The sequence below is a fragment of the Agrococcus sp. SGAir0287 genome (assembly GCF_005484985.1).
In the GTDB taxonomy this organism is placed as follows: Bacteria; Actinomycetota; Actinomycetes; order Actinomycetales; family Microbacteriaceae; genus Agrococcus.
The window spans coordinates 598,779-622,151 of record NZ_CP027942.1 but is presented as its reverse complement, the minus strand read 5'-3'; the positions used below and the strand labels follow the sequence as shown (position 1 = coordinate 622,151).

General features: G+C 72.4%; 22 protein-coding genes, 4 tRNA genes and 1 pseudogene. 8 read left to right on the top strand and 19 right to left on the bottom strand.

Translation table 11 applies throughout. The features are described from left to right. Window positions 1–69 precede the first annotated feature (69 nt). Together C1N71_RS02935 and C1N71_RS02930 are read right to left on the bottom strand one after the other, a co-directional pair. Entirely contained in the window at window positions 70–1,623 is a 1,554-nt protein-coding gene (locus C1N71_RS02935; RefSeq protein WP_217496032.1) for a sensor histidine kinase, read from the bottom strand. A 13-nt stretch (window positions 1,624–1,636) separates the two neighbouring features. Beyond that, window positions 1,637–2,380 carry a response regulator transcription factor gene (locus C1N71_RS02930; protein ID WP_137755047.1) on the bottom strand — a complete coding sequence of 248 codons (744 nt, stop codon included), beginning with the start codon at window positions 2,378–2,380 and terminating at the stop codon, window positions 1,637–1,639. Between the two features lie 142 nt (window positions 2,381–2,522). On the opposite strand from C1N71_RS02930, the gene C1N71_RS02925 reads away from it, so the two are divergent. Together C1N71_RS02925 and C1N71_RS02920 are read left to right on the top strand one after the other, a co-directional pair. Beyond that, a complete protein-coding gene (locus C1N71_RS02925; protein WP_175414068.1) occupies window positions 2,523–3,131 on the top strand; it encodes a YqaJ viral recombinase family protein in 609 nt (202 codons plus the stop codon). 11 nt (window positions 3,132–3,142) lie between these two features. After that, entirely contained in the window at window positions 3,143–3,883 is a 741-nt protein-coding gene (locus tag C1N71_RS02920; protein ID WP_137755045.1) for an alpha/beta hydrolase, read from the top strand. Window positions 3,884–3,898: 15 nt separating this feature from the next. On the opposite strand, the gene C1N71_RS02915 is transcribed toward C1N71_RS02920, so the two are convergent. After that, window positions 3,899–4,585, bottom strand: a complete 687-nt coding sequence (locus C1N71_RS02915) for a DUF998 domain-containing protein (protein ID WP_137755044.1) — start codon at window positions 4,583–4,585, stop codon at window positions 3,899–3,901. A 67-nt stretch (window positions 4,586–4,652) separates the two neighbouring features. Here C1N71_RS02915 and C1N71_RS02910 point away from each other — a divergent pair, with 67 nt between their 5' ends. From C1N71_RS02910 to C1N71_RS02900, 3 genes are all read left to right on the top strand, one after another. Beyond that, window positions 4,653–5,618 carry an NADP-dependent oxidoreductase gene (locus C1N71_RS02910; protein ID WP_254678074.1) on the top strand — a complete coding sequence of 322 codons (966 nt, stop codon included), beginning with the start codon at window positions 4,653–4,655 and terminating at the stop codon, window positions 5,616–5,618. A gap of 698 nt (window positions 5,619–6,316) precedes the next feature. Continuing rightward, window positions 6,317–7,738 (top strand): sensor histidine kinase, encoded by a 1,422-nt coding sequence (locus C1N71_RS02905; RefSeq protein ID WP_175414067.1) that lies wholly within the window; start codon window positions 6,317–6,319, stop codon window positions 7,736–7,738. After that, window positions 7,735–8,382 (top strand): response regulator, encoded by a 648-nt coding sequence (locus C1N71_RS02900; RefSeq protein ID WP_254678073.1) that lies wholly within the window; start codon window positions 7,735–7,737, stop codon window positions 8,380–8,382. Before C1N71_RS02905 ends, C1N71_RS02900 begins: the two co-directional genes overlap by 4 nt. Before the next feature lie 67 nt (window positions 8,383–8,449). Here the strand turns inward: C1N71_RS02900 and rplA are convergent, their stop codons facing one another. From rplA to C1N71_RS02875, 5 genes and pseudogenes are all read right to left on the bottom strand, one after another. Continuing rightward, the gene (gene rplA, locus C1N71_RS02895) at window positions 8,450–9,139 is read right to left on the bottom strand and encodes a 50S ribosomal protein L1 (protein WP_137755041.1); all 690 of its coding nucleotides are present in this window, start codon (window positions 9,137–9,139) and stop codon (window positions 8,450–8,452) included. Between the two features lie 82 nt (window positions 9,140–9,221). Then, window positions 9,222–9,653 (bottom strand): 50S ribosomal protein L11, encoded by a 432-nt coding sequence (gene rplK, locus C1N71_RS02890; RefSeq protein WP_137755040.1) that lies wholly within the window; start codon window positions 9,651–9,653, stop codon window positions 9,222–9,224. A 54-nt stretch (window positions 9,654–9,707) separates the two neighbouring features. Beyond that, window positions 9,708–10,280, bottom strand: a pseudogene (gene nusG, locus C1N71_RS02885) (transcription termination/antitermination protein NusG); the annotation flags it as partial. A gap of 143 nt (window positions 10,281–10,423) precedes the next feature. Further along, window positions 10,424–10,717 (bottom strand): preprotein translocase subunit SecE, encoded by a 294-nt coding sequence (secE, locus tag C1N71_RS02880; protein ID WP_254678072.1) that lies wholly within the window; start codon window positions 10,715–10,717, stop codon window positions 10,424–10,426. Between the two features lie 67 nt (window positions 10,718–10,784). After that, window positions 10,785–10,857, bottom strand: a tRNA-Trp gene (locus C1N71_RS02875). A gap of 230 nt (window positions 10,858–11,087) precedes the next feature. Between C1N71_RS02875 and C1N71_RS02870 the strand changes: the two genes are divergently transcribed. After that, entirely contained in the window at window positions 11,088–12,281 is a 1,194-nt protein-coding gene (locus C1N71_RS02870; RefSeq protein ID WP_441297161.1) for a pyridoxal phosphate-dependent aminotransferase, read from the top strand. Between the two features lie 78 nt (window positions 12,282–12,359). Here the strand turns inward: C1N71_RS02870 and C1N71_RS02865 are convergent, their stop codons facing one another. The 6 genes from C1N71_RS02865 to C1N71_RS02840 all read right to left on the bottom strand — a co-directional run bounded on the left by C1N71_RS02865 (window position 12,360) and on the right by C1N71_RS02840 (window position 15,173). Continuing rightward, window positions 12,360–12,833: an SRPBCC domain-containing protein gene (locus C1N71_RS02865; RefSeq protein ID WP_137755036.1), complete on the bottom strand. Its 474-nt coding sequence runs from the start codon at window positions 12,831–12,833 to the stop codon at window positions 12,360–12,362. Window positions 12,834–12,898: 65 nt separating this feature from the next. Further along, complete coding sequence (locus tag C1N71_RS02860) at window positions 12,899–14,032, bottom strand: UDP-N-acetylmuramate dehydrogenase (RefSeq protein WP_137755035.1); 1,134 nt, start codon at window positions 14,030–14,032, stop codon at window positions 12,899–12,901. Next, window positions 14,029–14,442, bottom strand: coding sequence for a MaoC/PaaZ C-terminal domain-containing protein (locus tag C1N71_RS02855; RefSeq protein WP_137755034.1), 414 nt, complete (start codon window positions 14,440–14,442; stop codon window positions 14,029–14,031). The genes C1N71_RS02860 and C1N71_RS02855 overlap by 4 nt, the downstream gene beginning before the upstream one ends. Beyond that, window positions 14,439–14,885 (bottom strand): FAS1-like dehydratase domain-containing protein, encoded by a 447-nt coding sequence (locus tag C1N71_RS02850; RefSeq protein ID WP_137755033.1) that lies wholly within the window; start codon window positions 14,883–14,885, stop codon window positions 14,439–14,441. The genes C1N71_RS02855 and C1N71_RS02850 overlap by 4 nt, the downstream gene beginning before the upstream one ends. A 104-nt stretch (window positions 14,886–14,989) precedes the next feature. Further along, a tRNA-Met gene (locus C1N71_RS02845) sits at window positions 14,990–15,063 on the bottom strand. Window positions 15,064–15,101: 38 nt separating this feature from the next. Beyond that, window positions 15,102–15,173: transfer RNA gene (locus tag C1N71_RS02840), tRNA-Thr, on the bottom strand. Between the two features lie 119 nt (window positions 15,174–15,292). Between C1N71_RS02840 and C1N71_RS02835 the strand changes: the two genes are divergently transcribed. Continuing rightward, window positions 15,293–16,291: an epimerase gene (locus C1N71_RS02835; protein WP_137755032.1), complete on the top strand. Its 999-nt coding sequence runs from the start codon at window positions 15,293–15,295 to the stop codon at window positions 16,289–16,291. A 262-nt stretch (window positions 16,292–16,553) separates the two neighbouring features. On the opposite strand, the gene C1N71_RS02830 is transcribed toward C1N71_RS02835, so the two are convergent. From C1N71_RS02830 to C1N71_RS02820, 3 genes are all read right to left on the bottom strand, one after another. Beyond that, window positions 16,554–18,140 (bottom strand): solute symporter family protein, encoded by a 1,587-nt coding sequence (locus C1N71_RS02830; RefSeq protein WP_137755031.1) that lies wholly within the window; start codon window positions 18,138–18,140, stop codon window positions 16,554–16,556. Then, window positions 18,137–18,505, bottom strand: coding sequence for a DUF485 domain-containing protein (locus tag C1N71_RS02825; protein WP_137755030.1), 369 nt, complete (start codon window positions 18,503–18,505; stop codon window positions 18,137–18,139). Before C1N71_RS02825 ends, C1N71_RS02830 begins: the two co-directional genes overlap by 4 nt. A gap of 165 nt (window positions 18,506–18,670) precedes the next feature. Beyond that, window positions 18,671–19,270: a GNAT family N-acetyltransferase gene (locus tag C1N71_RS02820; RefSeq protein ID WP_137755029.1), complete on the bottom strand. Its 600-nt coding sequence runs from the start codon at window positions 19,268–19,270 to the stop codon at window positions 18,671–18,673. Between the two features lie 173 nt (window positions 19,271–19,443). Here C1N71_RS02820 and C1N71_RS02815 point away from each other — a divergent pair, with 173 nt between their 5' ends. After that, window positions 19,444–21,072 (top strand): glycoside hydrolase family 13 protein, encoded by a 1,629-nt coding sequence (locus C1N71_RS02815; protein ID WP_137755028.1) that lies wholly within the window; start codon window positions 19,444–19,446, stop codon window positions 21,070–21,072. 137 nt (window positions 21,073–21,209) lie between these two features. Here the strand turns inward: C1N71_RS02815 and C1N71_RS02810 are convergent, their stop codons facing one another. Together C1N71_RS02810 and C1N71_RS02805 are read right to left on the bottom strand one after the other, a co-directional pair. Then, window positions 21,210–22,964: a M23 family metallopeptidase gene (locus tag C1N71_RS02810; protein ID WP_137755027.1), complete on the bottom strand. Its 1,755-nt coding sequence runs from the start codon at window positions 22,962–22,964 to the stop codon at window positions 21,210–21,212. Window positions 22,965–23,185: 221 nt separating this feature from the next. After that, a tRNA-Tyr gene (locus C1N71_RS02805) sits at window positions 23,186–23,267 on the bottom strand. Window positions 23,268–23,373 lie beyond the last annotated feature (106 nt).

Genomic DNA, 23,373 nt, shown 5'->3' with positions numbered 1-23,373 from the left:
TCCCTCGACTCGATGGGTGGATGCGTCGATCCTCTCCACCGAGCCTGAGCGTCACCTGCTTCGCCGGTGTCAGTCGCCGGAGGCCGCGGGTCCCGAGTCCGATGCGGCGAGCGGCAGCCGGATCGTGAAGACGGTGTCGCCCGGAGCGCTGCGCACGTCGATCGCGCCGCCGTGAGCGGTCATGATCGCGCGCACGATCGCGAGGCCGAGGCCGCTCGAGCCCGCGGCACGTGAGCGCGACGCGTCACCGCGCACGAATCGCTCGAACAGCGTCGCCTGCAGCTCGGGCGGCACGCCGGGGCCGTCGTCGGCGATCTCGAGCACCGCCTCGTCGCCGTCTGTGGCGAGGCGCGCCTCCACGTGGGTGCCGGGCGGCGTGTGGATGCGCGCGTTGGCGAGCAGGTTCGCCACGACCTGCTGCAGCCGCAGCAGATCGCCGACGACCTCCACCGGCTCCTCCGGCAGCTCGAGCGCGACGGGATGCTCGGGCCCGGCGGCCTGCGCATCCGCCACGGCGTCGATGACGAGCAGCGACAGGTCGACGGTGCCGCGCTCGATCTCGGTGCCCTCGTCGAGCCTGGCGAGCAGCAGCAGGTCGTTCACGAGCGACGCCATCCGCGCGGCCGCGGCCTCGATGCGGCCGAGCGACTCGCGGGCGTCGTCGGACAGCGAGTCGTCGTGCTTGCGGGTGATCTCGGCGTAGCCCTGCACGGCGGCGAGCGGCGTGCGCAGCTCGTGCGACGCGTCCGCGACGAACTGGCGCACCTTGCGCTCGGAGGCGGCGCGCGCCTCGAGCGACGACTCGATGTGCTCGAGCATGCGGTTGACGCTCTCGGTCACGCGGCCGACCTCGGTCGCCGGATCGGAGACGCGCACGCGGTTCGACAGCTGCACCTCGCCCGAGTCGAGCGGCAGCTGCGAGATGCGCTCCGTCGTCGCGATGACCGAGGTGAGCGGACGCAGCGCGCGGCGGATGAGCACGTCGCCGAGCGCGACGAGCGCGAGCGCGGCGACGAACACCGACACGGCGATGACGAACGAGAGCGCGAGGAGGGTCTGATACGTGCCGCGCAGCGGCAGCGCGACGGCGAGGTCGCCGAGCGGCTGGCCGTTCACGAACGCCGTGGACGTGCACACCCGCTGGTCGCCCATCCCGTCCGTGAGCGACACGGTCTGGCAGGTGCCGACCGTGGACGCTGCCACGAGCCGGTCCATGTTCTCGTCCGAGAGCGTCTCCGTGCTGGTGGCGCCCAGGGTCGCCGCTCGCACGGCCTCGCCGTTCTGGATGAACACGAAGCTGGTGCCGGCGTAGACCTGGTTGTTCTCCGGGCTGGCCTGCGCGTCCGGGAGATCGGCGTTGCCGGTCGTGACGTAGCCGAGCAGCACCGCCCGCATCGATCCCTTGATCTGGTCGTCCAGCTGGCCCGTCAGCACTCCGCGCATCGCGAGCACGCTCGCGACGGCGATGCAGGACGTCAGCAGCACGAAGGCGGCGACGACCGCCACGAGCAGTCGTCGCCGCAGCGACCAGCGGGAGGTGACGCGACGCGCGACCGGCAGGTCGGGCCCCGACGCGTCCGCAGCCGACGCGTCCGAGGCCGACCGGGTCGGCGTCGACGTCACCGCGCTGCCAGGATCACTGGGGTGCGCGCAGCTGGTAGCCGACGCCGCGCACCGTGTGGATCATCGGCTCGCCAAGCGTGTCGATCTTCTTGCGCAGGTACGAGATGTAGAGCTCGACGACGCTCGCGCGGCCGCCGAAGTCGTACGACCACACGCGGTCGAGGATCTGCGCCTTCGACAGCACGCGGCGCGGGTTGCGCATGAGGTACCGCAGCAGCTCGAACTCCGTCGCGGTGAGGTCGATGGGCGTGCCGCCGCGCTGCACCTCGTAGGAGTCCTCGTCCATCATGAGGTCGCCGACCCAGAGCACGCTCGACTCCTCGGCGGTCGCAGCCGTGCGACGGATGAGGCCGCGCAGGCGAGCGACGACCTCCTCGAGCCCGAACGGCTTCGTGACGTAGTCGTCGCCGCCGGCGGTGAGGCCCGCGACGCGGTCGTCGAGCGAGTCCTTCGCCGTGAGGAAGAGGACGGGCACGTCGAAGCCGGCCGACCGCATGCGCTGCAGCACGGTGAGGCCGTCGAAGTCCGGCAGCATGATGTCGAGCACGACGGCGTCGGGGCGGAACTCGCGCACGGCCTGCAGCGCCTGCTGGCCGTTGGCGGCGGTCTTGATCTCCCAGCCCTCGTACTTGAGGCCCATGGCGACCAGGTCGGCGAGCGACTGCTCGTCGTCGACGACGAGGACGCGGATGGGGGATCCATCCGGCCTCGTGAGGCGCGGCTGCGCCCGGAGCTGCTGCTGAGCGGTGTCCATCATGCTCTCCATCCAGCCAGAGACGCCTATGCGCGGAGCACGAGTCACCCTATGCCATTCCTATGCGGAACGGATGGAACGCGCCCGCTCGGTCGGTCGGCGCGTTCGACGCGCGAGGTCGGTCGTCGGTGCCACGATGGACTCCATGGACCACCCCGTGCTCGACCTCTTCGACGAGGTCGTCGCGGCGCCGCCTCCCTCCCACCTCGACCGCATCCTGTGCCGCTCGAGCGATCGGATCGCCTGGCTGCGGGCGCGCGCCAGGGGCGTCACCGCCACCGACGTCGCCCGCATGACCTCCGAGCGATCCATCGCGGCCGTAGTGCTCGAGAAGCAGGGGCGGGGCCCGTGGTTCTCGGGGAACGCGGCGACGCAGCACGGGCGCGACCGCGAGCCCCACATCGCACGGTGGGTGGCCGACCACTTCTCGATCGCGCCGTCGAACGCGCTCTTCCACGCCGTCGACGACCGCCGGCATCTCGCGACGCCCGACGGCGTCGCCGACGACGGGCTCGTGCTCGCCGAGATCAAGACGTCGGCGAAGGACCTCACGCGCATCCCCAAGCCCTACCTGCGGCAGATCTGGTGGCAGCAGCACGTGCTCGGCGCCGAGCGCACGCTCTTCGTGTGGGAGCAGCACGACGAGTACGTGCCCGTCGGGCCGCCGCGCTACCAGTGGGTCGAGCGCGACGACGCCGAGATCGCGCGGCTCGTGCGCACCGCGGATCGGCTCTTCGAACTGCTCGCCGCCTGAGCACACCGTCGATGACGATCCTCGCCCTGCACGGCCTCGGCGGCTCGAGCGCCAGCATCCTCTCGTATCTGCCGAAGGACCTGCGCAGTCGCGTCGTCGCGCCCGACGTGCGCGCGCACGGGGCGAGCCCGCTGCTGGGCGCAGGCGACGACTTCGCCCTCGAGGCGCTCGCCGCCGAGTGCGCGGATGCGCTCGCCGCGGAGCACGACGGCTCCCCCGTCACCATCGTGGGCGTCTCCATGGGTGCGGCGATCGGACTGCGCGTCGCGCTCTCGGGGCGCTTCCGCATCGACCGGCTCGCGGCGCTGCGACCGTCGTTCACGCTTGAGTCGCTGCCTGCGAACCTCGCCGTCTTCCCCGTCATCGCCGAGCTGCTCGAACGGCACGGCGCGAAGGGCGCGCTCGCCGCGCTCCGTGCATCCGGCCCCTACGACGCCGTCCGCAGCATCTCCCCCGTCGGCGCGACGGCGCTCGAGTCGCAGGTGACGCAGCAGCTCGCGTGGGAGCGCCGCGTGCGGCTGCTCGAGATCCCGCGGAATCGCGCCTACCGGCCCGGGGAGCTCGGCGCGCTGGGCGCGGCGTCCGTCGTGCTCGCGAGCCCTCGCGACCCCGTGCATCCGCTCCACGTCGCCGAGGAGTGGGCCGCGGGGCTCGGCTGCCGCATGCTCGTGTCGCCCGCGCGCGACGACGGCGCGGCAGCCGTCATGGCCTGGTACCGCGAGCAGCTCGGGTCGTTCCTCACCGGGCTCTGAGGCGACGGCGTCGCGTCAGGTCGCCTCGACGCGGTCGCGCGGGTGCTCCGCGTCGTCGACCGGCTCCTCGCTGGGCCTCTGCACGAGGTGCACGATCGTGAGCGTCACCAGCCATGCGACGCCGATGGCCGCGGCCACGTACTCGAGCGTGGAGCCGACGTCGGTGTTCGCTCGTGCGAGCGAGATGAGGCCACCCGTCGCCGCGATGGAGGCGACGAGGACGCCGCCCACCGCGGACAGCCGCCGCATCCATCGGTCGGTCGCGGTCGCGAGCTGCAGCATGGCCCATGCACCGGCGGCGAAGCCCAGCACGGCGGCGGAGATGTGGACGGCGTCGCGCGGCGTCGCGTTCGGCATCGTCGGCGCCGGGCAGCCGTCGGTGCAGTTCACCTGCGACGCCACGAGGAACCAGGCCGCCGAGACGACGAGCGAGAGGCTCGGGCGCCAACGGTCGAGCACCCGGCCCCGCGAGCGCACGTCGCGCACGATCCAGCCGACGAGCGCGATCCCGACGATCACGAGGACGAAGCCCCAACGGAACCACTCCTCGGTGCGCAGGCCCACGGCGCCGAGCTCGGAGATGTACATGAACTGCTCGGTGCGGGCGCGCTGGATGCCGATGACGACGGCGCCGGCGACCAGCGCGACGACGGCGAGGGCGCCGACGACTCGATCGGCCGTCGAGGCCCGCACGTGCTGCATGCAGCCAGGCTAGCGATCGCCGCACGATCGAAACCTCGGCGTCATATCCCGCGGATAGGTTCGCGACATGCAGTCCGAGACCATGCGCGCCGTGCTCGTCGACGAGCACGGCCCCGCGAGCATCGCCCGCGTCGGCGAGGTCGCCGCGCCCGTGCGGCTCATGTCCGAGGTGCTCGTCGACGTGCACGCCGCCGGCATCAATCCCATCGACGTGAAGACGCGAGCGGGTCGCGGAGCGGCGGCCGGGATCCAGCGCTTCCCGTGGGTGGGCGGCTTCGACCTCGCCGGCACCGTCGCCGAGGCGGCGTACGAGATGCACGAGCTGCAGCCCGGCGACGCCGTGTTCGGCATGGCGAACCCGGCCCGCGGCTGGGGTTCCTTCGCCGAGCGCGTCGCGGCGTCGTCCATCAGCCTCGCGCGGAAGCCCGCATCGCTCACGTGGGCGGAGGCCGCCGCGGTGCCGCTCGCCGCGCTCACGGCGTGGGATGCGGTCGTGCGCATCGCTCGCGCCCACTCGGGCCAGCGCATCCTCGTGCATGCGGGCGCCGGAGGCGTCGGCCACTTCGCCGTGCAGCTCGCCCGCTACTTCGGAGCGCGCGTGATCGCGACCGCGTCCGAGGCGAACCTCGACTTCCTGCGCGACCTCGGCGCCGACGAGGTCGTCGACCACGAGCGGCAGCGGTTCGAGGAGGTCGTCGCGAAGGTCGACGTCGTCATCGACCTCGTCGGCGACGTGCACGACGACACGGGCTCGCGCTCGCTCGACGTGCTGCGCGCGGGCGGCCTCTACGTCAACGTGCCGACCGGCTCCTGGCCCGGCTATCCCGAGGCGTGCGCCGCTGCAGGGCTGCGCTCGACGGGCGTGCGGGTCGAGCCCGACGGCGCGAACCTCGGCATCGTCGGGCGGCTCATCGAGGCCGGCGACGTGCGCGTGCGCATCGATGCGATCCATCCCATGGAGGACGCCGTGGCGGCCTTCGAGCGCGTCGAGTCCGGGCGCGCACGCGGCAAGGTCGTGCTCGCGATCCGCTGAGGTCCCGCGCTCGCTGCGCTCGCACCTCGAGGGCCGGACGTGCGGCAGTCGCCACTGTCAGCCGGTCGAGGAGCGCGCGAGCCGCCAGGCGAGCACGCGTCACGAGACCACGCGACCGCGGCTCCTGCCCGACCACGCACCTGGTCGCGCCGGGCGGGCACCTCGCGTGGTCTCGTGACCGCTGCAGCCTTCGGCTGCGGCCTCCTCGACCAGCTGACGGTGGCACCAGACGATGCGCGTGACCCTTTCGAGGCTCGCTGCGCTCGCACCTCAAGGGCCGGTGCAGTGACCACCCCCACGCAGCCGGTCGAGGAGCGCGCGAGCCGCCAGGCGAGCACGCGTCACGAGACCACGCGAGTGCCGCGCCCACCCAGCCATGCTCCTGGTCGCGCCGGGCGGGCACCTCGCGTGGTCTCGTGACGGCTGCAGCCTGCGGCTGCGGCCTCCTCGACCAGCTGACGGAGGCACCAGACGATGCGAGGGACCCTTTCGAGGCTCGCTGCGCTCGCATCTCAAGGGCCGGGAGTGCGGCAGTCGTCCCCCGAGGTCTCGCGACGGCCGCAGCCTGCGGCCGCGGCCTCCTCGACCAGCTGATCGAGTCGAACCCGACGCCCGCGGGGACGATCCGCTCATCCCCAGGGATGAGATGCGCGCGCGATCCCGGGGACCGCGGCGGATGCGGGGCTAGCGTGACGAGCATGACGCTCACTCGCCTCACCGCCGTCGCCGCCCGCTGGTGGACCGCCCCGGTCGCGGCGATCGTCTTCCTCTCGACGGCGCTCACGTACTTCTCCCTCATCCCGGCGACGCTGCTCGCGTGCGGCGCTCTCGCGGTCGCGCGGCGCTGGCCGCACGCCGCGCTCGGCGTCGCGCTCGTCGCCGCACCGCTCGCCGCCGTCTCGGCGCCCCCATGGACCGGAGCGTTCGTGGGGCCGTTGCTCGCAGCGGGACTCGCTGCCGCGATCGCGGTGTACGACATCGAGCCGATGATCTGGCGGCTGTACGCAGGCGGCGCGATCGTCGCGATGTCCGCCGTCACCGGCGTCGCTCGCGCCGCGATCGAGGTCGCCGCGTACTCCTACGGCCAGGGCGGTGGCGTCATCATCGGCTCGGCCCTCGGCTACCTCCTGCTCGGCGCGCTGCTGTGGGCCATCCCGTTCGGCATCCGCGCCTTCCTCGCCGCCCTGCGCGCCGAGCGGGACAAGAGCACCGTCCAGGCCCGCACGGTCGTCGTCGAGTCGGAGCTGCGCGACGAGCGGCTGCGCGCCGACCTCACGCACGACTTCCATGACGTCATGGCCCACTCGCTCGCGGTGCTCGCGGCGCAGGCGGAGGGGCTGCGACTCACGCACCGCGAGCATCCCGAGCGCATCGACCCCGTGCTCACGACGATCTCCGACACGGCGCGTCTCGCCCTCGTCGAGGTGCGGCAGCTGCTGGAGCGCGTCGACGACGACGCGCGACGTCCGCAGCCGACGATCGAGGACATCCCAGCCCTCATCGACCAGACCCGCTCCGCCGGGCCGACCGTCACGTTCCATGACGCGGGCAGGCACGGCTCGCTGCCGCGCGTCGGCGGCATCGCCGCGTACCGCATCGTGCAGGAGGCGCTGACGAACGCGCTGCGGCACGGCGGCCCCGACGTCGACGTCGTCGTGACCCTGTCGTGGACGGGCCCGGGCCTCTCGCTCGCGGTCTCCTCCCCAATCCGCGACCGCGAGGCGCTCGGCCCGATCGGCCGCGGCATCGCAGGCATGCACGAGCGCGCGAAGCAGGTCGGCGGCTGGGTCGACGTGGACGCCGAGGGCGAGCGCTTCGTCGTCACGGCCTATCTGCCCTACGAGCCGACGCCGATGCCCTCGACGATCCTGGGCGAGGACCAGCTGCCGACCGTGCCCGTGCAGACGGTCCAGCCTGCCGCCACGATCCCGAACCCGGCGGGGTCGCCGCAGACGCCGTGGTGGGATGCCGCGCCGACCGGGCCGATGCCCGCGCCGCCGACGATGCCGACGCCTGCTGCGACATGGGCGGAGGCGAACGCGCGGCCCGTGCGGCTCGGCGAGCCCGGCGGCATCGCGGACGACGCCCCGCCCGCGCCGCGCGCCGACGGTCGCGCGTGATCCGCATCCTCGTCGTCGACGACCAGGCGCTGTTCGTCGACGGGATGCGCATGATCCTCGAGGCGCAGGACGGCTTCGAGGTCGTCGGCACCGCGGCCGACGGGGCGGAGGCGATCGAGGCGTGCCGGGCGACGGGGCCCGACGTCGTGCTCATGGACATCCGCATGCCCGGCGTCGACGGCATCGCCGCGACCCGCGCGATCCGAGCCGAGCATCCCGCCCCTCCGCCGCACGTCGTCGTGCTCACGACGGTGCGGCACGACCGCGCCGTGCTCGACGCGATCCGTGCGGGCGCGAGCGGGTTCCTGCTCAAGGATGCGCGGCCCGAGTTCCTCGCGCAGGCGATCCGCGCCGTCGTCGACGGGCAGCAGGTCATCGCCCCCGCCGAGACGTTCGACCTGCTGCGCGCCGCCGCGATCGTACGGCCGCAGCCGGATCGCTCCGTGCTCGCGGGCCTCACGGACCGGGAGCGGGAGCTGTTCGCGCTCGCGGCCCGCGGCCGGTCGAACGCGGAGATCGGCGCGGAGCTCTTCGTCGCCGAGACGACGGTCAAGACGCACATGCGCGCGATCCTGTCGAAGCTGGGGCTCGCGTCGCGCATCCAGCTCATCGCCTTCGCCTACGAGCACCGCCTCGTGCCGTAGCCGAGGCTTCCCGGCACGACGAAGGGCCCCGCCTCGCGGCGGGGCCCTTCGTGTCGCACGGGATGCGTCAGACGGTCGTGACGTCGACGGGGATGCCCGGGCCGAAGGTCGTCGAGACCGACGCCTTCTGCACGTAGCGGCCCTTCGACGACGACGGCTTGAGGCGCACGATCTCGTCGAGCGCGGCGCGGATGTTCTCGTTCAGCTGCTCCTGCGTGAACGAGGCCTTGCCGACGACGAAGTGCACGTTCGCGTGCTTGTCGACGCGGAACTCGATGCGGCCGCCCTTGATGTCCGTCACGGCCTTCGCGACGTCGGGCGTCACGGTGCCGGTGCGGGGGTTGGGCATGAGGCCGCGGGGGCCGAGCACCTTGCCGAGACGACCCACCTTGCCCATGAGCTCGGGGCTCGCGACGGCGGCGTCGAACGCCGTGTAGCCGGCAGCCACCTTCTCGATGAGCTCGTCCGAGCCGACCTCGTCGGCGCCCGCGTCGAGCGCGGCCTGCGCGGCCGGGCCCTGGGCGAAGACGATGACGCGCTGGGTCTTGCCGGTGCCGTGGGGAAGAGACACGGTGCCACGGACCATCTGGTCGGCCTTGCGCGGGTCGACGCCGAGCTTGAGCGCCACCTCGACGGTCGAGTCGGTCTTCGAGGATCCGGTCTCGCGAGCGATCGCGACGGCCTCCTCCGGGGTGTAGAGGCGGTCGGCCTCGATCTTCGCTGCCGCGGCGCGGTAGGCCTTCGACTTCTGTGCCATGTTCGTTCTCCTTCAGAGAGTCGCGGTGCGCGCCTGGCCGGCGCTCCCACTGGTGGGGCTCATGCCCCGGATGATGCTGCGATCAGCCCTCGACCGTGATGCCCATCGAGCGAGCCGTGCCCGCGATGATGAGCTTCGCGCCGTCGATGTCGTTCGCGTTGAGGTCGGGCATCTTCTGCTGCGCGATCTCGGCGACCTGCGCGTCGGTGATCTTGCCGACCTTCTCGGTGTGCGGGACGCCCGAGCCCTTCTTGATGCCGGCGGCCTTCTTGATGAGCTCCGCAGCCGGCGGCGTCTTGAGCACGAAGTCGAACGAGCGGTCCTCGTACACCGTGATCTCGACGGGGATGACGTTGCCGCGCTGCGACTCCGTCGCGGCGTTGTACGCCTTGCAGAACTCCATGATGTTCACGCCGTGCTGACCGAGCGCCGGACCCACGGGGGGCGCCGGGTTGGCCGCACCCGCCTGGATCTGGAGCTTGATGAGCCCCGTGACCTTCTTTGCCTTTGCCATGTCTCTTCCTTCTGTCTTCTCGCCGGCCGAGGCCGGCACCAGCCCTGGCGGGGGCTAGAGCTTGGTGACCTGCCCGAAGCCGAGCTCGACCGGCGTCTCGCGCTCGAAGAGGCTGACGAGGACGGTGAGCTTGCCCGAGGCGGGCTGGATCTCGGAGATCGTGCCGGGGAAGCCCGCGAACGAGCCCTCGGTGATCGTGATGGTCTCGCCGACCTCGTAGTCGACGTCGGTCACGACGGTGCGCTCCTGCTGCGGCGCGCCCTGCTGCTGCTCGGCGAGCTCGGCGTCGGCGATGGGCTTCAGCATCGTGAACGCCTCGTTGAAGCGCAGCGGCGCCGGGTTGTGGGCGTTGCCCACGAAGCCCGTGACGCCGGGCGTGTGGCGCACGACCGACCAGGTGTCCTCGTCGAGGTCCATGCGCACGAGCACGTAGCCGGGCACGCGGACGCGGTTGACGCGCTTGCCCACGCCGTTCTTCACCTCGAGCACGTCCTCGGTCGGCACCTGGATCTCGTAGATCCCGTCGACCTGCATGTTCTCGGCGCGGCTGGCGATGTTCGCCTTGACCTTCTTCTCGTAGCCGGCGTACGAGTGGATGACGTACCACTTGCCGGGACGCATGCGCAGGTCCCGCTTGAACTCCGCGTACGGGTCGGCGGCGGGCTCGGCGGCCTCGTCCTTCGCCGTCGGCGCGATGTCGTCGAGCGCGGTCTGCAGGTTGCGGTCGATGTCGTTGGCGTCGCTCATGTCTGTCTCTCCCCCGTCGATCCTCAGTCCAGGACCTCGAGCGGCGAGACGCCGGCGAAGACCCACCGCACGAGGCGGCCGAAGACCTGGTCGAGCCCCGTGACGAGCGCCATCATGATGACGACGAACACGAGCACCACGAGCGTGTAGCCGAGGAGCTCGCGCCACGTCGGCGTCACCACCTTGCGCAGCTCGTCCATCACCTGCTTGAGGAACAGGACGATGCCGCCGAAGAAGCGGCCGATCGCTGCGAAGGGGTTGGCTCGGCGAGGGCGCTTCGTCGACGGGCGCTGCTCGTCGATCGCGTTCTGTGCCACGGGGACCCTTCTTCTTCCACTCGACGCCCCCTCGAGGGCGCCGATGCCCATCGAGTGACGGGCCGAGCAGGGCGGACAGGACTCGAACCTGCAACCTGCGGTTTTGGAGACCGCTGCGCTACCAATTGCGCCACCGCCCTCGGCGGGTGATCGACTCCATGGCTTCGCCGACCCGGACTGGCTTGGATCGTGCCTCGAGGGCGCGCGAGATCATGGCGGATGTCAACCACCGAAGATCCAGCATACGGGGGGATCGGCGGCGCTGTCCACCTGATCCGGCCTCGCTCGGCGCGCCGCCGATGCGCGCGCGGGCCGGCTCCCCGGATGCGGCCCTCGTGAGCGCATCCGCCCGTCGCTAGCCTTGGGAGTCGTGAGCCGCATCTCCCAGCGCATCGCCGCCATCAACGAGTCCGCGACCCTCAAGGTCGACGCCAAGGCCAAGGCCCTCAAGGCGCAGGGCCGCGACGTCATCTCGTACGCCGCGGGCGAGCCCGACTTCCCCACGCCCGCGAACGTCGTCGCCGCCGCCGAGCGCGCCGTCGTCGACCCCGCGAGCCACCGCTACACCCCCGCGGTCGGCCTGCCGGACCTGCGCGAGGCCATCGCGGCGAAGACGCTGCGCGACTCGGGCACGCAGGTGGACGCGAGCCAGGTGGTCGTGACGAACGGCGGCAAGCAGGCCGTCTACCAGGCGTTCCAGGTCATCCTCGACCCGGGCGACGAGGTGCTCGTGCCCGCGCCCTACTGGACGACCTACCCCGAGGCCATCGCCCTCACGGGCGCACGCCAGGTCGACGTCTTCGCCGGCGCCGAGCAGGGCTACAAGGTCACGGTCGAGCAGCTGGAGGCGGCGCGCACGCCGCAGACGAAGGCGCTGCTGTTCGTGAGCCCGTCGAACCCGACCGGCGCCGTCTACTCGCCCGACGAGGTGCGCGCGATCGGCGAGTGGGCCGAGGCCAACGGCCTGTGGGTCGTGAGCGACGAGATCTACCAGAACCTCGTCTACGACGGCGTGCGGGCCGTGTCGATCACCGAGGCCGTGCCGGCGCTCGCCGACCGGACGATCCTCGTGAACGGCGTCGCGAAGACGTATGCCATGACCGGCTGGCGCCTGGGATGGATGGTCGGCCCGAAGGACGCGATCGCGGCCGCCGCCAACCTGCAGTCCCACCTCACGTCGAACGTGAACAACGTCGCGCAGAAGGCCGCGATCGAGGCGCTCACCGGGCCGCAGGACGCCGTCGAGGAGATGCGGCAGGCGTTCGACCGCCGTCGCCGCGTGGCGGTGTCGGAGCTGTCCAGGATCGACGGCGTCACGGTGCCGACGCCCGAGGGCGCGTTCTACGTCTACGCCGACGTGCGCGGGCTGCTGGGTCGCGAGTGGGGCGGCACGACGCCGACGACCACGCTCGAGCTCGCCGACCTCATGCTCGAGCAGGCCGAGGTCGCGGCGGTGCCCGGCGAGGCGTTCGGCCCCTCCGGCTACCTGCGCTTCTCGTACGCGCTCGGCGACGCGCCGCTGCTGGAGGGCATCCAGCGCCTGCAGCGCCTCTTCGCCCTCTAGCCCCGCCGACCGCTCGCGCATCTGAGGTTTTCGGCCCTCTCTGACCTCAGAGAGGGCCGAAAACCTCAGATGGGCGGGTCAGACGGCGCTGGCGACCGTCTCGAGGCGGCGGAGCGCCTCCGTCCATGCCGCCTGCAACGCCGCGCGCTCCTCGTCGGAGCCGTCCCACGGTTCGTGATGCAGCTCGACGACTGCGCCGCCCTGCTCGCCGTCGAGGAACTCGGCCGTCACGATGGCCGTGCGATCCCCGCCGTGACGGTAGGAGTGACGGATGCGGTGCCCGGGCTCGACCTCGTGCACCTCGCCCCACGGCCGCTCCTCGCCGCCGACGTGCTCGACGATCGTGCCGCCGGCGTGCTGCTCGACGTGGAGGTCGCTGCGCGGCTCCCGTCCGCGGAGCCACCACGAGCCGAGGTCGCGGGCGTACGCGTCGAACGCGCGGGAGCGCGAGACGTGCAGCTCGAGGCGAGCGTGCGCCGCGTCGGGCGTCGTGGGCGACGGGGAGGTCGCGTGGTCGTCGGCGGGCGTGCGGTCGTCGTCTGCGGCATCCATGGGCTGTCCACCCTTCCCGCACGCGCCGCCGGGCGCAAGGCGTTGCCGCGCGTCGGCCGCGCGGTTCAGACCTCGAGGCCGACGAGCACGGGCTCGGGCACGAGGTGCACGCCGAGCTCGGACTCGACGCGCGTCTGCACGAAGCGCGCCAGATCGGCGACCTCCTCGCCCGTCGCGCCGCCGCGGTTCGTGATCGCGAGGGTGTGCTTGCGGGAGATCGCCGCGCGCGAGTGCGGCAGCGCGAAGCCCTTGCCGATGCCGGCGCGCTCGATGAGCCACGCCGCCGACAGCTTCACTCGCGACTCGACGGGCTCGCGCACCGGGATGCGCGTGTCGGCGTCGAGCGGCACGATCGTGGCGGTCGCCTCGGGTGCGGTCGACCAGCGCGGCGCATCCTCGGGCAGGCCGGCGGCGAAGCGCCCCGACACGATCGGGTTCGTGAAGAACGAGCCGGCGGAGACGGAGTCGGGGTCGTCGGAGAGCACCATGCCCTTCGCGCCGCGCAGGGCGAGGACGCTCTCGCGCACGTCGGCGAGCGGCACCCGGTGGCCGAGGTCGACGCCGAGCGCCTGCGCGAGCTGCCCGTACGCGACGGGCTGGCTCAGCCCGTCCGTCGAGCGACGCAGGCGCAGGTCGACCGACAGCACGAGACCGCGCAGGTCGCCGCGCTTCAGCGCGGAGTCGCGGTACCCCAGGCGCAGCTGCGATGCCGGCACCTGCCGCACCTCGAGCGCGTCCGCGTCCAGCAGCTCGACGCCGACGAGGCACGCGCCGAGTTCCTGCCCGTAGGCGCCGATGTTCTGGATGGGTGCGGCCCCGGTCGAGCCCGGGATGCCGCTGAGCGCCTCGATGCCGGACCAGCCCTCGGCGACCGTGCGTGCGACGAGGGCATCCCACGACTCCCCCGCCTCGACGCGGATGATGACCGAGGCGTCGTCGGGCTCCTCGTCGCCGACGGGCCGCGTGCGCCGCTCGGCTGCGGGCAGCACGACGACGCCCGCGGTGCGCATGCGGAGCACCGCGCCCGCGAACGGCTCGTCGGAGGCGACGGTGTTGGAGCCGCCGCCGAGCAGCACGTGCGGCTCGTCGTCGGCGATGAGCGCCGTGTACGCGGCGATGGCCTCCTCGCGGGTGGACGCGTCGATCCAGCGCTCAGCCTCGCCGCCGACGCGCATGGTCGTCGCATCCGCGAGCCTCATGGCAGGCGCACCACGACCTGCGCCTTGGCGAGCACCGTCTGCCCGCCGAAGGTCACCGCGAGGTCGATGCGGGCGGTGCCGTCGCCCGGCAGCTGCCCGACCTTCGCCTCGATCGAGACGTCGGCGCCCGCGTCGGCGTCGACGACGACGGGACGCGTGAAGCGCACCTGGTAGTCGACGACGCGACCGGGGTCGCCGATCCAGTCGACGACGGGCTGCACGGCCTGGCCCATCGTGAGCATGCCGTGCGCGAGCACGCCCGGCAGCCCGACGGCGGCGGCGACGTCGTCGCGGTAGTGAATGGGGTTGAAGTCGCCCGACGCGCCCGCGTAGCGCACGAGCGACTCGCGCGTGAGGTGGATGTCGCGGGTCGCGACGACCTGCCCGACCTCGAGGTCCGTGGCGCTCATGCGTCGCCTCCGACGACGAGGCTCGAGAAGGCGGTCGCGACGAGCGCGCCCTGCGCGTCGGTGATCCGCGCCTCGGTGGAGACCATGGCGTTGCCGCCGAGCGCGCGCACGCCCGTGACGCCGAAGGCGACCTGCAGCTCGTCGCCGGCGACGATCGGGCGCTCGATCGTGAAGCGCTGGTCGCCGTGGACGACGCGCGAGAGCTCGATGCCGGCCGTCTCGTCGGCGAGCAGCTGGTCGAGCCCGCGCTGCGAGACCACGATCGCGAAGGTCGGCGGCGCGACGACGTCGGCGTAGCCGGCGGCGCGGGCGGCCTCGACGTCGTGGTGCACGGGATGCTCGGCGCCGACGGCTGCGGCGAACTCGCGCACCTTCTCGCGACCGACCGCGTACGGCGCGGTCGGCGGGTAGGTGCGCCCGGACAGATCAGGGGCGACAGGCACGGGGCGAGCCTACCGAAGCGGTGCGACGGCGGCGGTGGCCCCGGGTGAGCCGGAGACGGACGAGGCCCGGCGCCTGTCGGCGACCGGGCCCATCCTGCGGCTTGTAGCGAGGGCGGGGCTCGAACCCGCGACCTCACGATTATGAGTCGTGCGCTCTTACCAGCTGAGCTACCCCGCCGCTGCGCCCACCCGAGCCGGAGGCGTCGAGCGGGAGCGAGCCCCGAGCGAGGATTGAACTCGCGACCCCTTCCTTACCATGGAAGTGCTCTACCACTGAGCTATCGGGGCGAAGCCTCGCAGCACCGAAAGCGCCGCAGGCAACCGGACGATCATAGCATCGGGCGCGCGGCTCGCGACACGTCGCGCAGGGGCTCCCCGCGCGTCGCGACCCCGGGCAGCATGGAGCCATGACTCGACGCGTCGTGCTCGCCGGAGGCTCCGGATTCATCGGTCAGGCCATCGCGGCCCGCATGGCCTCGGAGGGCCGCGAGGTCGTCACGATCGGCCGCGGATCGTCGGCCGACGCGCGCTGGGGCGACCGCGACGGCATCCGTCGGCTCGTCGACGGCGCCGCGCTCGTCGTGAACCTCGCGGGCCGCTCGGTGAACTGCCGCTACACCGACCGCAACCGTGCCGAGATCCTCGACTCCCGCGTCGACACGACGAGGGAGCTCGGCGCCACGATCGCCGCCGTCGCTGCTCCCCCGCCGCTGTGGATGAACGCATCCACCGCCACGACCTACTCGCACACGACCGACCGCCCGCACACGGAGGCCGATCCGGCCGGCGAGAAGGGCTTCTCGGAGGACGTCGCCCGCGCGTGGGAGGCCGCGCTCGCCGAGGAGGACCTGCCGGAGACGCGGCGCGTGCCCATGCGCATCACGATCGCCCTCGGCGCCGAGGGCCCTGCGTCGCAGATGCTCTTCCGCCTCGCGCGGCTCGGCATCGGCGGTACGCAGTTCGACGGCCCGTGGTTCCCGCACGCGCGCTACCGCGGCATCGGCGTCGCGAAGGACGACCCGGCCGCGACCGCGCCCTCGCGCGGCCGCGGCACGGACGGTCGGCAGCGCTTCTCGTGGATCCACGTCGACGACGTCGTCGGCGCGATCGCGCACGTGGAGGCGCATGAGGAGATCGCGGGCCCCGTGAACCTCGCCGCTCCGGACCCCGTCACGAACGCCGAGCTCATGCGCCTGCTGCGGCAGACGGTCGGCATGCCGATCGGGATGCCGGCGTGGCGCTTCATGCTCGAGCCGGCGATGGCGGTGCTGCAGACCGAGAGCGAGCTCGTCCTGAAGTCGCGCTGGGTGCTGCCGGGCGTGCTGACCGAGACCGGCTACGTCTTCCAGCATCCGACCCTGCGCGGCGCGCTCGCCGACGTGTGGGCGGGGATGCGGCGCCGCTGATCTGCTCCGCCCGCCGTGGACGCAGCGATCGGCGACTTCCGCCAGCGACTGGCGAGTTCCGCCGTGCCCAAGTCGCCAATCGCTCGAGCCCCGTCGGTGATTGGCGGCTTCCGCCGCCGAGTGGCGGCTTCCGCGTGCCGAAGTCGCCAATCCATGGGCACAGCGGGAAGCTCGCCGGCCGGACGGCGCGACGTGCCCGGCGCCAAGCCGCCGAGCACGTCGCGCACGGTTCGAGGCCGGATGGTGACCGGCCGCGCGTCCCTCAGTGGTCGCTGGCCTTCGCGGCGTTCGCGCCGGTGAAGGATCGCACCTCCATCTCCGCCTGCTTCGCGTCGTGATCCGCCTCCGGCTTGCCGACGAACGTGCCGACGATGCCGAGCACGAACGCGAGCGGGATGGACACGATGCCCGGATTCGACAGCGGGAAGAGGTCGAAGTCGAGCCCGGGGAACATCGACTTCGGGCCGCCCGACACGGCCGGCGAGAAGACGATGAGCACGATGCAGCTGATGAGGCCGCCGTACATCGACCACAGGGCGCCCGTCGTGTTGAAGCGGCGCCAGAACAGCGAGTAGAGGATCGTCGGCAGGTTCGCCGACGCCGCGACGGCGAAGGCGAGCGCGACGAGGAAGGCCACGTTCTGCCCCTGCGCGACGATGCCGCCCAGGATCGCGATGATGCCGATCACGACCACCGTGCGGCGCGCGACCTTCACCTCCTCCTTCGGGTCCGCCTGCCCCTTCTTGATGACCGAGGCGTAGATGTCGTGCGCGAACGAGGTCGCGGCCGTGATCGCGAGGCCCGCGACGACCGCGAGGATCGTCGCGAACGCGATCGCCGAGATGACGGCCATGAGCACCGGTCCGCCGATCTCGAGCGCGAGCAGCGGCGCCGCGGCGTTCTGCCCGCCGGGCGTCTCGGGGTCGGTGAGCACCTCGGGACCCACGAAGGCCGCGGCCGCGTAGCCGAGCACGAGCGTGAAGAGGTAGAAGACGCCGATGATCCAGATGGCCCACACGACGCTGCGCCGAGCCTCCCTGCCCGTCGGCACCGTGTAGAAGCGCATGAGCACGTGCGGCAGGCCCGCCGTGCCCAGCACGAGCGCGAGGCCGAGCGAGAGGAAGTCGATCGGGTTCGGGTACTGCAGGCCGGGCGCGAGGATCGCCTCGCCCTGCGGCGACGCGTCGATCGCGCGCTGCAGCAGCGCCCCGAAGTCGAAGCCGACCATGGCGAGCACGACGATCGTGAGGATGCCGGCGCCCGCCACGAGCAGGACCGCCTTGATGATCTGCACCCAGGTGGTGCCCTTCATGCCGCCGACGATGACGTAGACGATCATGACGACGCCGACGACGGCGACCGTCGCGCCCGTCGCGACCGGGCCGGACAGGCCCAGCAGCAGCGCGACGAGGCCGCCGGCGCCCGCCATCTGCGCGACGAGATAGAAGAAGCAGACCACGAGGGTCGCGAGCGCGGCCGCCATGCGCACGGGTCGCTGCTTGAGCCGGAACGACAGCACGTCGGCCATCGTGAAGCGGCCCGTGTTGCGCAGCAGCTCGGCGACGAGCAGCAGCGCCACGAGCCACGCCACGAGGAAGCCGATCGAGTAGAGGAAGCCGTCGTAGCCTGCGACGGCGATCGCGCCGCAGATGCCGAGGAAGGATGCGGCCGACAGGTAGTCGCCCGCGATCGCGACGCCGTTCTGCGGGCCCGAGAACGATCGCCCGCCGGCGAAGAACTCCGTCGCCGACGCGTTCCGCTTCGAGACTCGGAAGACGATGATGAGGGTCGCCACGACGAAGATGCCGAAGACGACCATGTTGATGACCGGGTTGATCTCGTCGCTCATCGCGCCGCCTCCTCGCTGCCGTCGACGTAGCCCGTGAGCTCGCCGCGCTCCATCTCCTCCCGCAGCGCGGCCGCGTGCGGGTCGTAGCGGCGGTTCGCCCACGAGCGGTACGCCATCGTGATGCCGAAGGTCGTGACGAACTGGCCGAGGCCGAACAGCAGGCCCACGGTGATGTTCGAGTCGCCCAGGCGCGTCGCGAAGACGTCGGGCGCGAATCCCGCCAGCAGCACGTAGGCGAGGTACCACAGCAGGAACAGCACCGTCAGCGGCAGGATGAACGTGAAGAAGGATCGCCGCAGTGCCTGGAACTCCGGGCTGCGTTGGACCGCGATGCTGCGGTCGGCGAGGTGGTCTGGGGTCGTCATGCTTCGCTCTCTCCATCGAGGGCGTCGATCGACTCGGGTGCCGTTCGACTCTGAACTACCTACGGGCACCGTACCCCGAGGAGACGCGATCCCCAGGGCGATCGTCGTCGTGGCCTCACGCGCGTCGGCATCGGAGCGTCGCCCGGGTGGCGAGGCGACGCCGCCTCAGCGCGCGGGCGCGACCGTGCGCCGCATGACGGTCTTGCGCTTGCCGATGCGCCGTTCGAAGGCGAAGCCGGCCTGCTCGAACATCGCGCGCGTGCCGTTGTGCAGGAAGGACGACGACGTGCGCGTCCCCTCCGGGACCTCGTTCGGGAACGACACGACCTCCCCGCCGCCGGCCTGCGCGATGAGCGCGAGCGCGCCGTCGAGCGCCTCGCGCGCGACGCCCGAGCGGCGGTGGTCGCGATCGACGAAGAAGCAGGTGATGCGCCACGGCGCGGGTCTCGACTCCCCCGCGTCGTACTCCTTGCGGTGGTAGATGTTCGGGAGCTCCGCCGGGCTCCCGTACTGGCACCACGCGATCGCCTGCTCGCCATCGAAGACGAGCGCCGCGTGCGCGACGCCCTCCTCGATGAGTCGCCGCTTGAACGTGGGACCGTCGTGCTCGCGCTTGACCGTCGCGTCGGTGTCGCCGTGGAAGTAGGAGCAGAAGCAGCCGCCCCAGACGCCGTTGTGCCTCTGCGCGAGCGCGAGCCATGCCGGGTAGGTCTCGAGCGTGAGGGCGCGGATCTCGTGCTGCGTCGCGGTGCGGTCGTCGGCCATGCGATCGGCCTCCTCGTGCCGCCGTCGAGCGCGGCGACTGTGCTCGATCTCACTCCGATGCGCGCCCGGCGTCAAGGCCGCGGAGCCCGCGAGGCGCCGACGCACGTCCGCGCCGCTCGCATCCGCGGTCGAGGAGGGGCTTCGTCGTCGACGATGCCCAATAGCCTGGGGGCATGTCCGACGCGACGACGACGCAGCCCGGCGCCGAGTGGTGGCGCACCGCCGTGATCTACCAGGTGTATCCGCGCAGCTTCGCGGATGCGTCCGGCGACGGCGTCGGCGACCTCGCCGGCATCGCCGACCGCCTGCCGCACCTGGCCTCGCTCGGCGTCGACGCCGTGTGGCTGAGCCCGTTCTACCGCTCGCCGCAGCGCGATGCCGGCTACGACGTCGCCGACTACCGCGACGTCGATCCGCTGTTCGGCACCCTCGCGGACGCCGATCGGCTCATCGCCGAGGCGCACGAGCTGGGGCTGCGCATCGTCGTCGACCTCGTGCCGAACCACACGTCGAACGAGCACGAGTGGTTCCAGGCCGCGCTGCGTGCGGCGCCGGGCTCGCCGGAGCGCGCGCGCTACATCTTCCGCGAGGGCACGGGCCAGGACGGGTCCGAGCCGCCGAACAACTGGCAGTCCGTCTTCGGCGGGCCTGCGTGGACGCGCGTCGCCGACGGCTCCTGGTACCTGCACATCTTCGACACGTCGCAGCCCGACCTCGACTGGACCAACCCCGAGGTCCCGGCGATGTTCGACGACGTGCTGCGGTTCTGGCTCGACCGCGGCGTCGACGGCTTCCGCGTCGACGTCGCGCACGGGCTCATGAAGGCGCCGGGCCTGCCCGACGTCGACGAGGACGCCATCACGACCGGCTCGATGGAGTCGCCCTTCTTCGGCCAGGAGTCGGTGCACGAGGTGTACCGCCGCTGGCACGCCGTGCTCGCCGAGTACGACGGCGACCGGATGCTCTGCGCCGAGGCGTGGGTGCACCCGCTGTCGAAGATGGCGCGCTTCGTGCGCCCGGACGAGATGCATCAGGCGTTCAACTTCGTCTACCTCGAGACGCCGTGGGATGCGCGACGGCTCCGCGAGGTCATCGACGAGTCGATCGCGGAGTTCGGAGCCGTCGGCGCGCCCTCGACCTGGGTGCTCTCGAACCACGACACCATCCGTCACCGCACGCGACTCGCACTCGTGCCGCAGCCGGCGCACGGCGTCGGCATCGGCCCGACGAGCGCGTCGAAGGCCGACCCCGAGGTCTCGCTGCGCCGCGGCCGCGCCGCGACGGCGCTCATGCTGGCGCTGCCGGGCGGCGCGTACGTGTACCAGGGCGAGGAGCTCGGCCTGCCCGAGGTCGTCGACATCCCCGCCGAGGCGCGGCAGGACCCGACCTTCCACCGCACGAACGGCGAGATGTGGGGCCGCGACGGCTGCCGTGTGCCGATCCCGTGGGAGGCAGACGCCCCCGCGTACGGCTTCAGCCCGACGGGCGAGTCGTGGCTGCCCCAGCCCGCATCGTGGGCGGAGTACGCGCGCGATCGCCAGGAGGGCGTCGCCGACTCGACCCTCGAGCTCTACACGCGTGCGCTGCGCCTGCGCCGCGAGCACGGCCTGGGCGCGGGCGAGATCGAATGGCTCGACCTCGGCCCCGGCGCCGTCGCCTTCCGCAACGGCGACGTCGCGGTGATCGCGAACCTCGGCCACGACGCCATCGACCTGCCCGCGGGCGAGCTGCTGCTGGCCTCCACCGAGCTGCATGCCGCGTCGCTGCGCGCCGACGAGACCGCCTGGGTGCGCGTGCGCTGACCCGCCGGGCATCGCTGCCGGCTTGCGTTTCGCAGGCGATCCCGGGTCATGAGGGGGATGCTCCCTCGCGACCCGGGATCACCTGCAGAACGCGATGAGGTCAGGGCGGAGCGAGGGCTGGATCGCCGGCGAGGGCCTTACGGCTCGAGGATCTGCTCGCGCGTCGCGAGCCAGACGAGGGGGTCGACCGAGATGTAGTCGCCGTTCTTGATCTCGAGGTGCAGGTGCGGGCCCGTGGAGTGCCCCGTCGAGCCGACGTTGCCGAGCTGCGTCGTGATGTCGACGACTTGGCCGGGCTCGACCTGGATGGACCCCGCCTGCATGTGGGGGTACCAGGACTGGAAGTACTGCCCGTCGACGTTGTGCTCGACGATGACCTCGTAGCCGCCGCCACCGGGGTTGTTGCCCTGCCACGTCGCGACGACGACGCCGTTCGCGATGGGGTAGACGGGCGTGCCCGCGCCGGGGACGAGGTCGACGCCCCCGTGGAAGGAGCCCCACCGGTAGCCGAAGCCGCTCGACACCGGCACCTCGGCGAGCGAGGGGAAGGGCGACTGCGTGTACGTGGTCTCGAGCTGCGCCCACACGCCGGGCATCGCGGGCTCGCCGCCGTAGTACGGCCCGATTTCCTCGGCGTCGGCGACGGCCTGCAGCGACGCCATCTCCTCCGGCGACATGCGCGCCGACGCGAGCGCGTCGTCGACGCCGAAGTCGTCGCGCGTGAGCACGGCGGTGACCTCGTCGTCGCCGTGCGCGCCGCTGCCCGATGTCACGTCGAGCTCCTGCTCGACGTCGACGTCGCCGTAGGCACCGGTCGTGGTCGTCGTGTCCGGCGGCGAGAACGCCTGCGCGGGCAGCGATGTGACGGCGACGAGGCCGCCGATGGTGAGGATGACGCCTGCGGCGCCGAGGCGCTGGATCGCCGTGCGGGCCGCGCTCGTCCGCGCGCGACGGCTCGGACGCACGACGGGGGCGTGCACGACGGGACGGCGCGCGACGACGGCGGGGCGGGGCGGCCTCGCCTCGCGCCGCAGCGGGCTCCGCACAGGCGTGGATGCCGCGTCGTCCTGCTCGCCGCCGAGCACGGCGGCGACGGCGGCCGAGACCTCGTCGCTGCTCGCGGCTCGCGCCGCGCGCCGCTCGGCGCGGGTCATGGCGCGCTCCGGCTGGCTCTCGCTCGTCGAGGTCGGGGGCAGCTCGTCGCTCGCGATCGGGCGCTGCTCGATCGTCGCGCGCTCGACCTCGACGCGCGTGGTCGCGGGCGCTTCGTCGAGGCCGACTCCGGAATGCTCCTCGTCGAGAGTCGCGGGCAGCTGCGAGGCGACGACCGGCTCGGCGGGTGCCGACGCTGCCGCGCGGCGAGCGCGGCGCGTCGACGGCGCGACCGTCGTCGACTCGGGCGACGGGATCGTCGGCGCCTCGTCGCGGACGGAGGGCGGAACGCTCGCGTCGGCGATGCGTCGCGCTCGGCGCGAGGTCGGAGCTTCGGCGACGGCTGCCTCGGGCTGCGCGCGCTCGGCCTCCGACGGCGCGAGCGGGGCGGACGCATGCGACGCCTGCGAGGCCGCGTCGGCCGCGCGGCGCGCGCGCCGACCGCCGGTCTCCTCGACGGAGGCCCGCGCGACCGCTGCCGCAGCGTCGCTCGACGAGTCCGTCGTGGGCGTCACGATCACGGGGAGGTCACGAGCGAGGCGCGACGCGGACTCGCGCATCTCGCGGCGCGTGCGGTAGATCAGCGAGCCGCCATCGACGACGCGCACGCTCGATGCCTGCGGCGCCTCGGCGTAGAGCGCCCTGTGCTGCGCCTCGCGCTCGCCCTCGCGCCGGCTGCGACGGGTCGACGGCATGATGCGGTCCGCGTCGGCCGGGGCCGACTCGTCCTGATGCGTCACGTCGTGAGGTCCTTCGACACTGCTCGGGGAAAAGGCTTCTGCCTCCCGAGGGTACCCGTGACCCAGGAAGGCAGCAGCGTCAAAGGTAACAGGATGGTAACGACGAGGCAAGGGCGCAGATCGGATCCGCGACCTCACGCAACCCCTTGCGCGCGTCGATCGGCATCGTGCCAGCACATCCGGAAGACGACGAAGGCCCCGCCGGAGCGGGGCCTTGCACGTGGCGAGTGAGGGATTCGAACCCCCGAAGTCGATGACAGCTGATTTACAGTCAGATCCCTTTGGCCGCTTGGGTAACTCGCCGATGCCCGTCGAGGGCAGGGACCAGGATAGCGTGCCCCGGCAGCGTCGATGACCACGCGGTCGCCGCGCTCTCGTCCAGGGCCGACGCGCCCGCATCCGCCATACT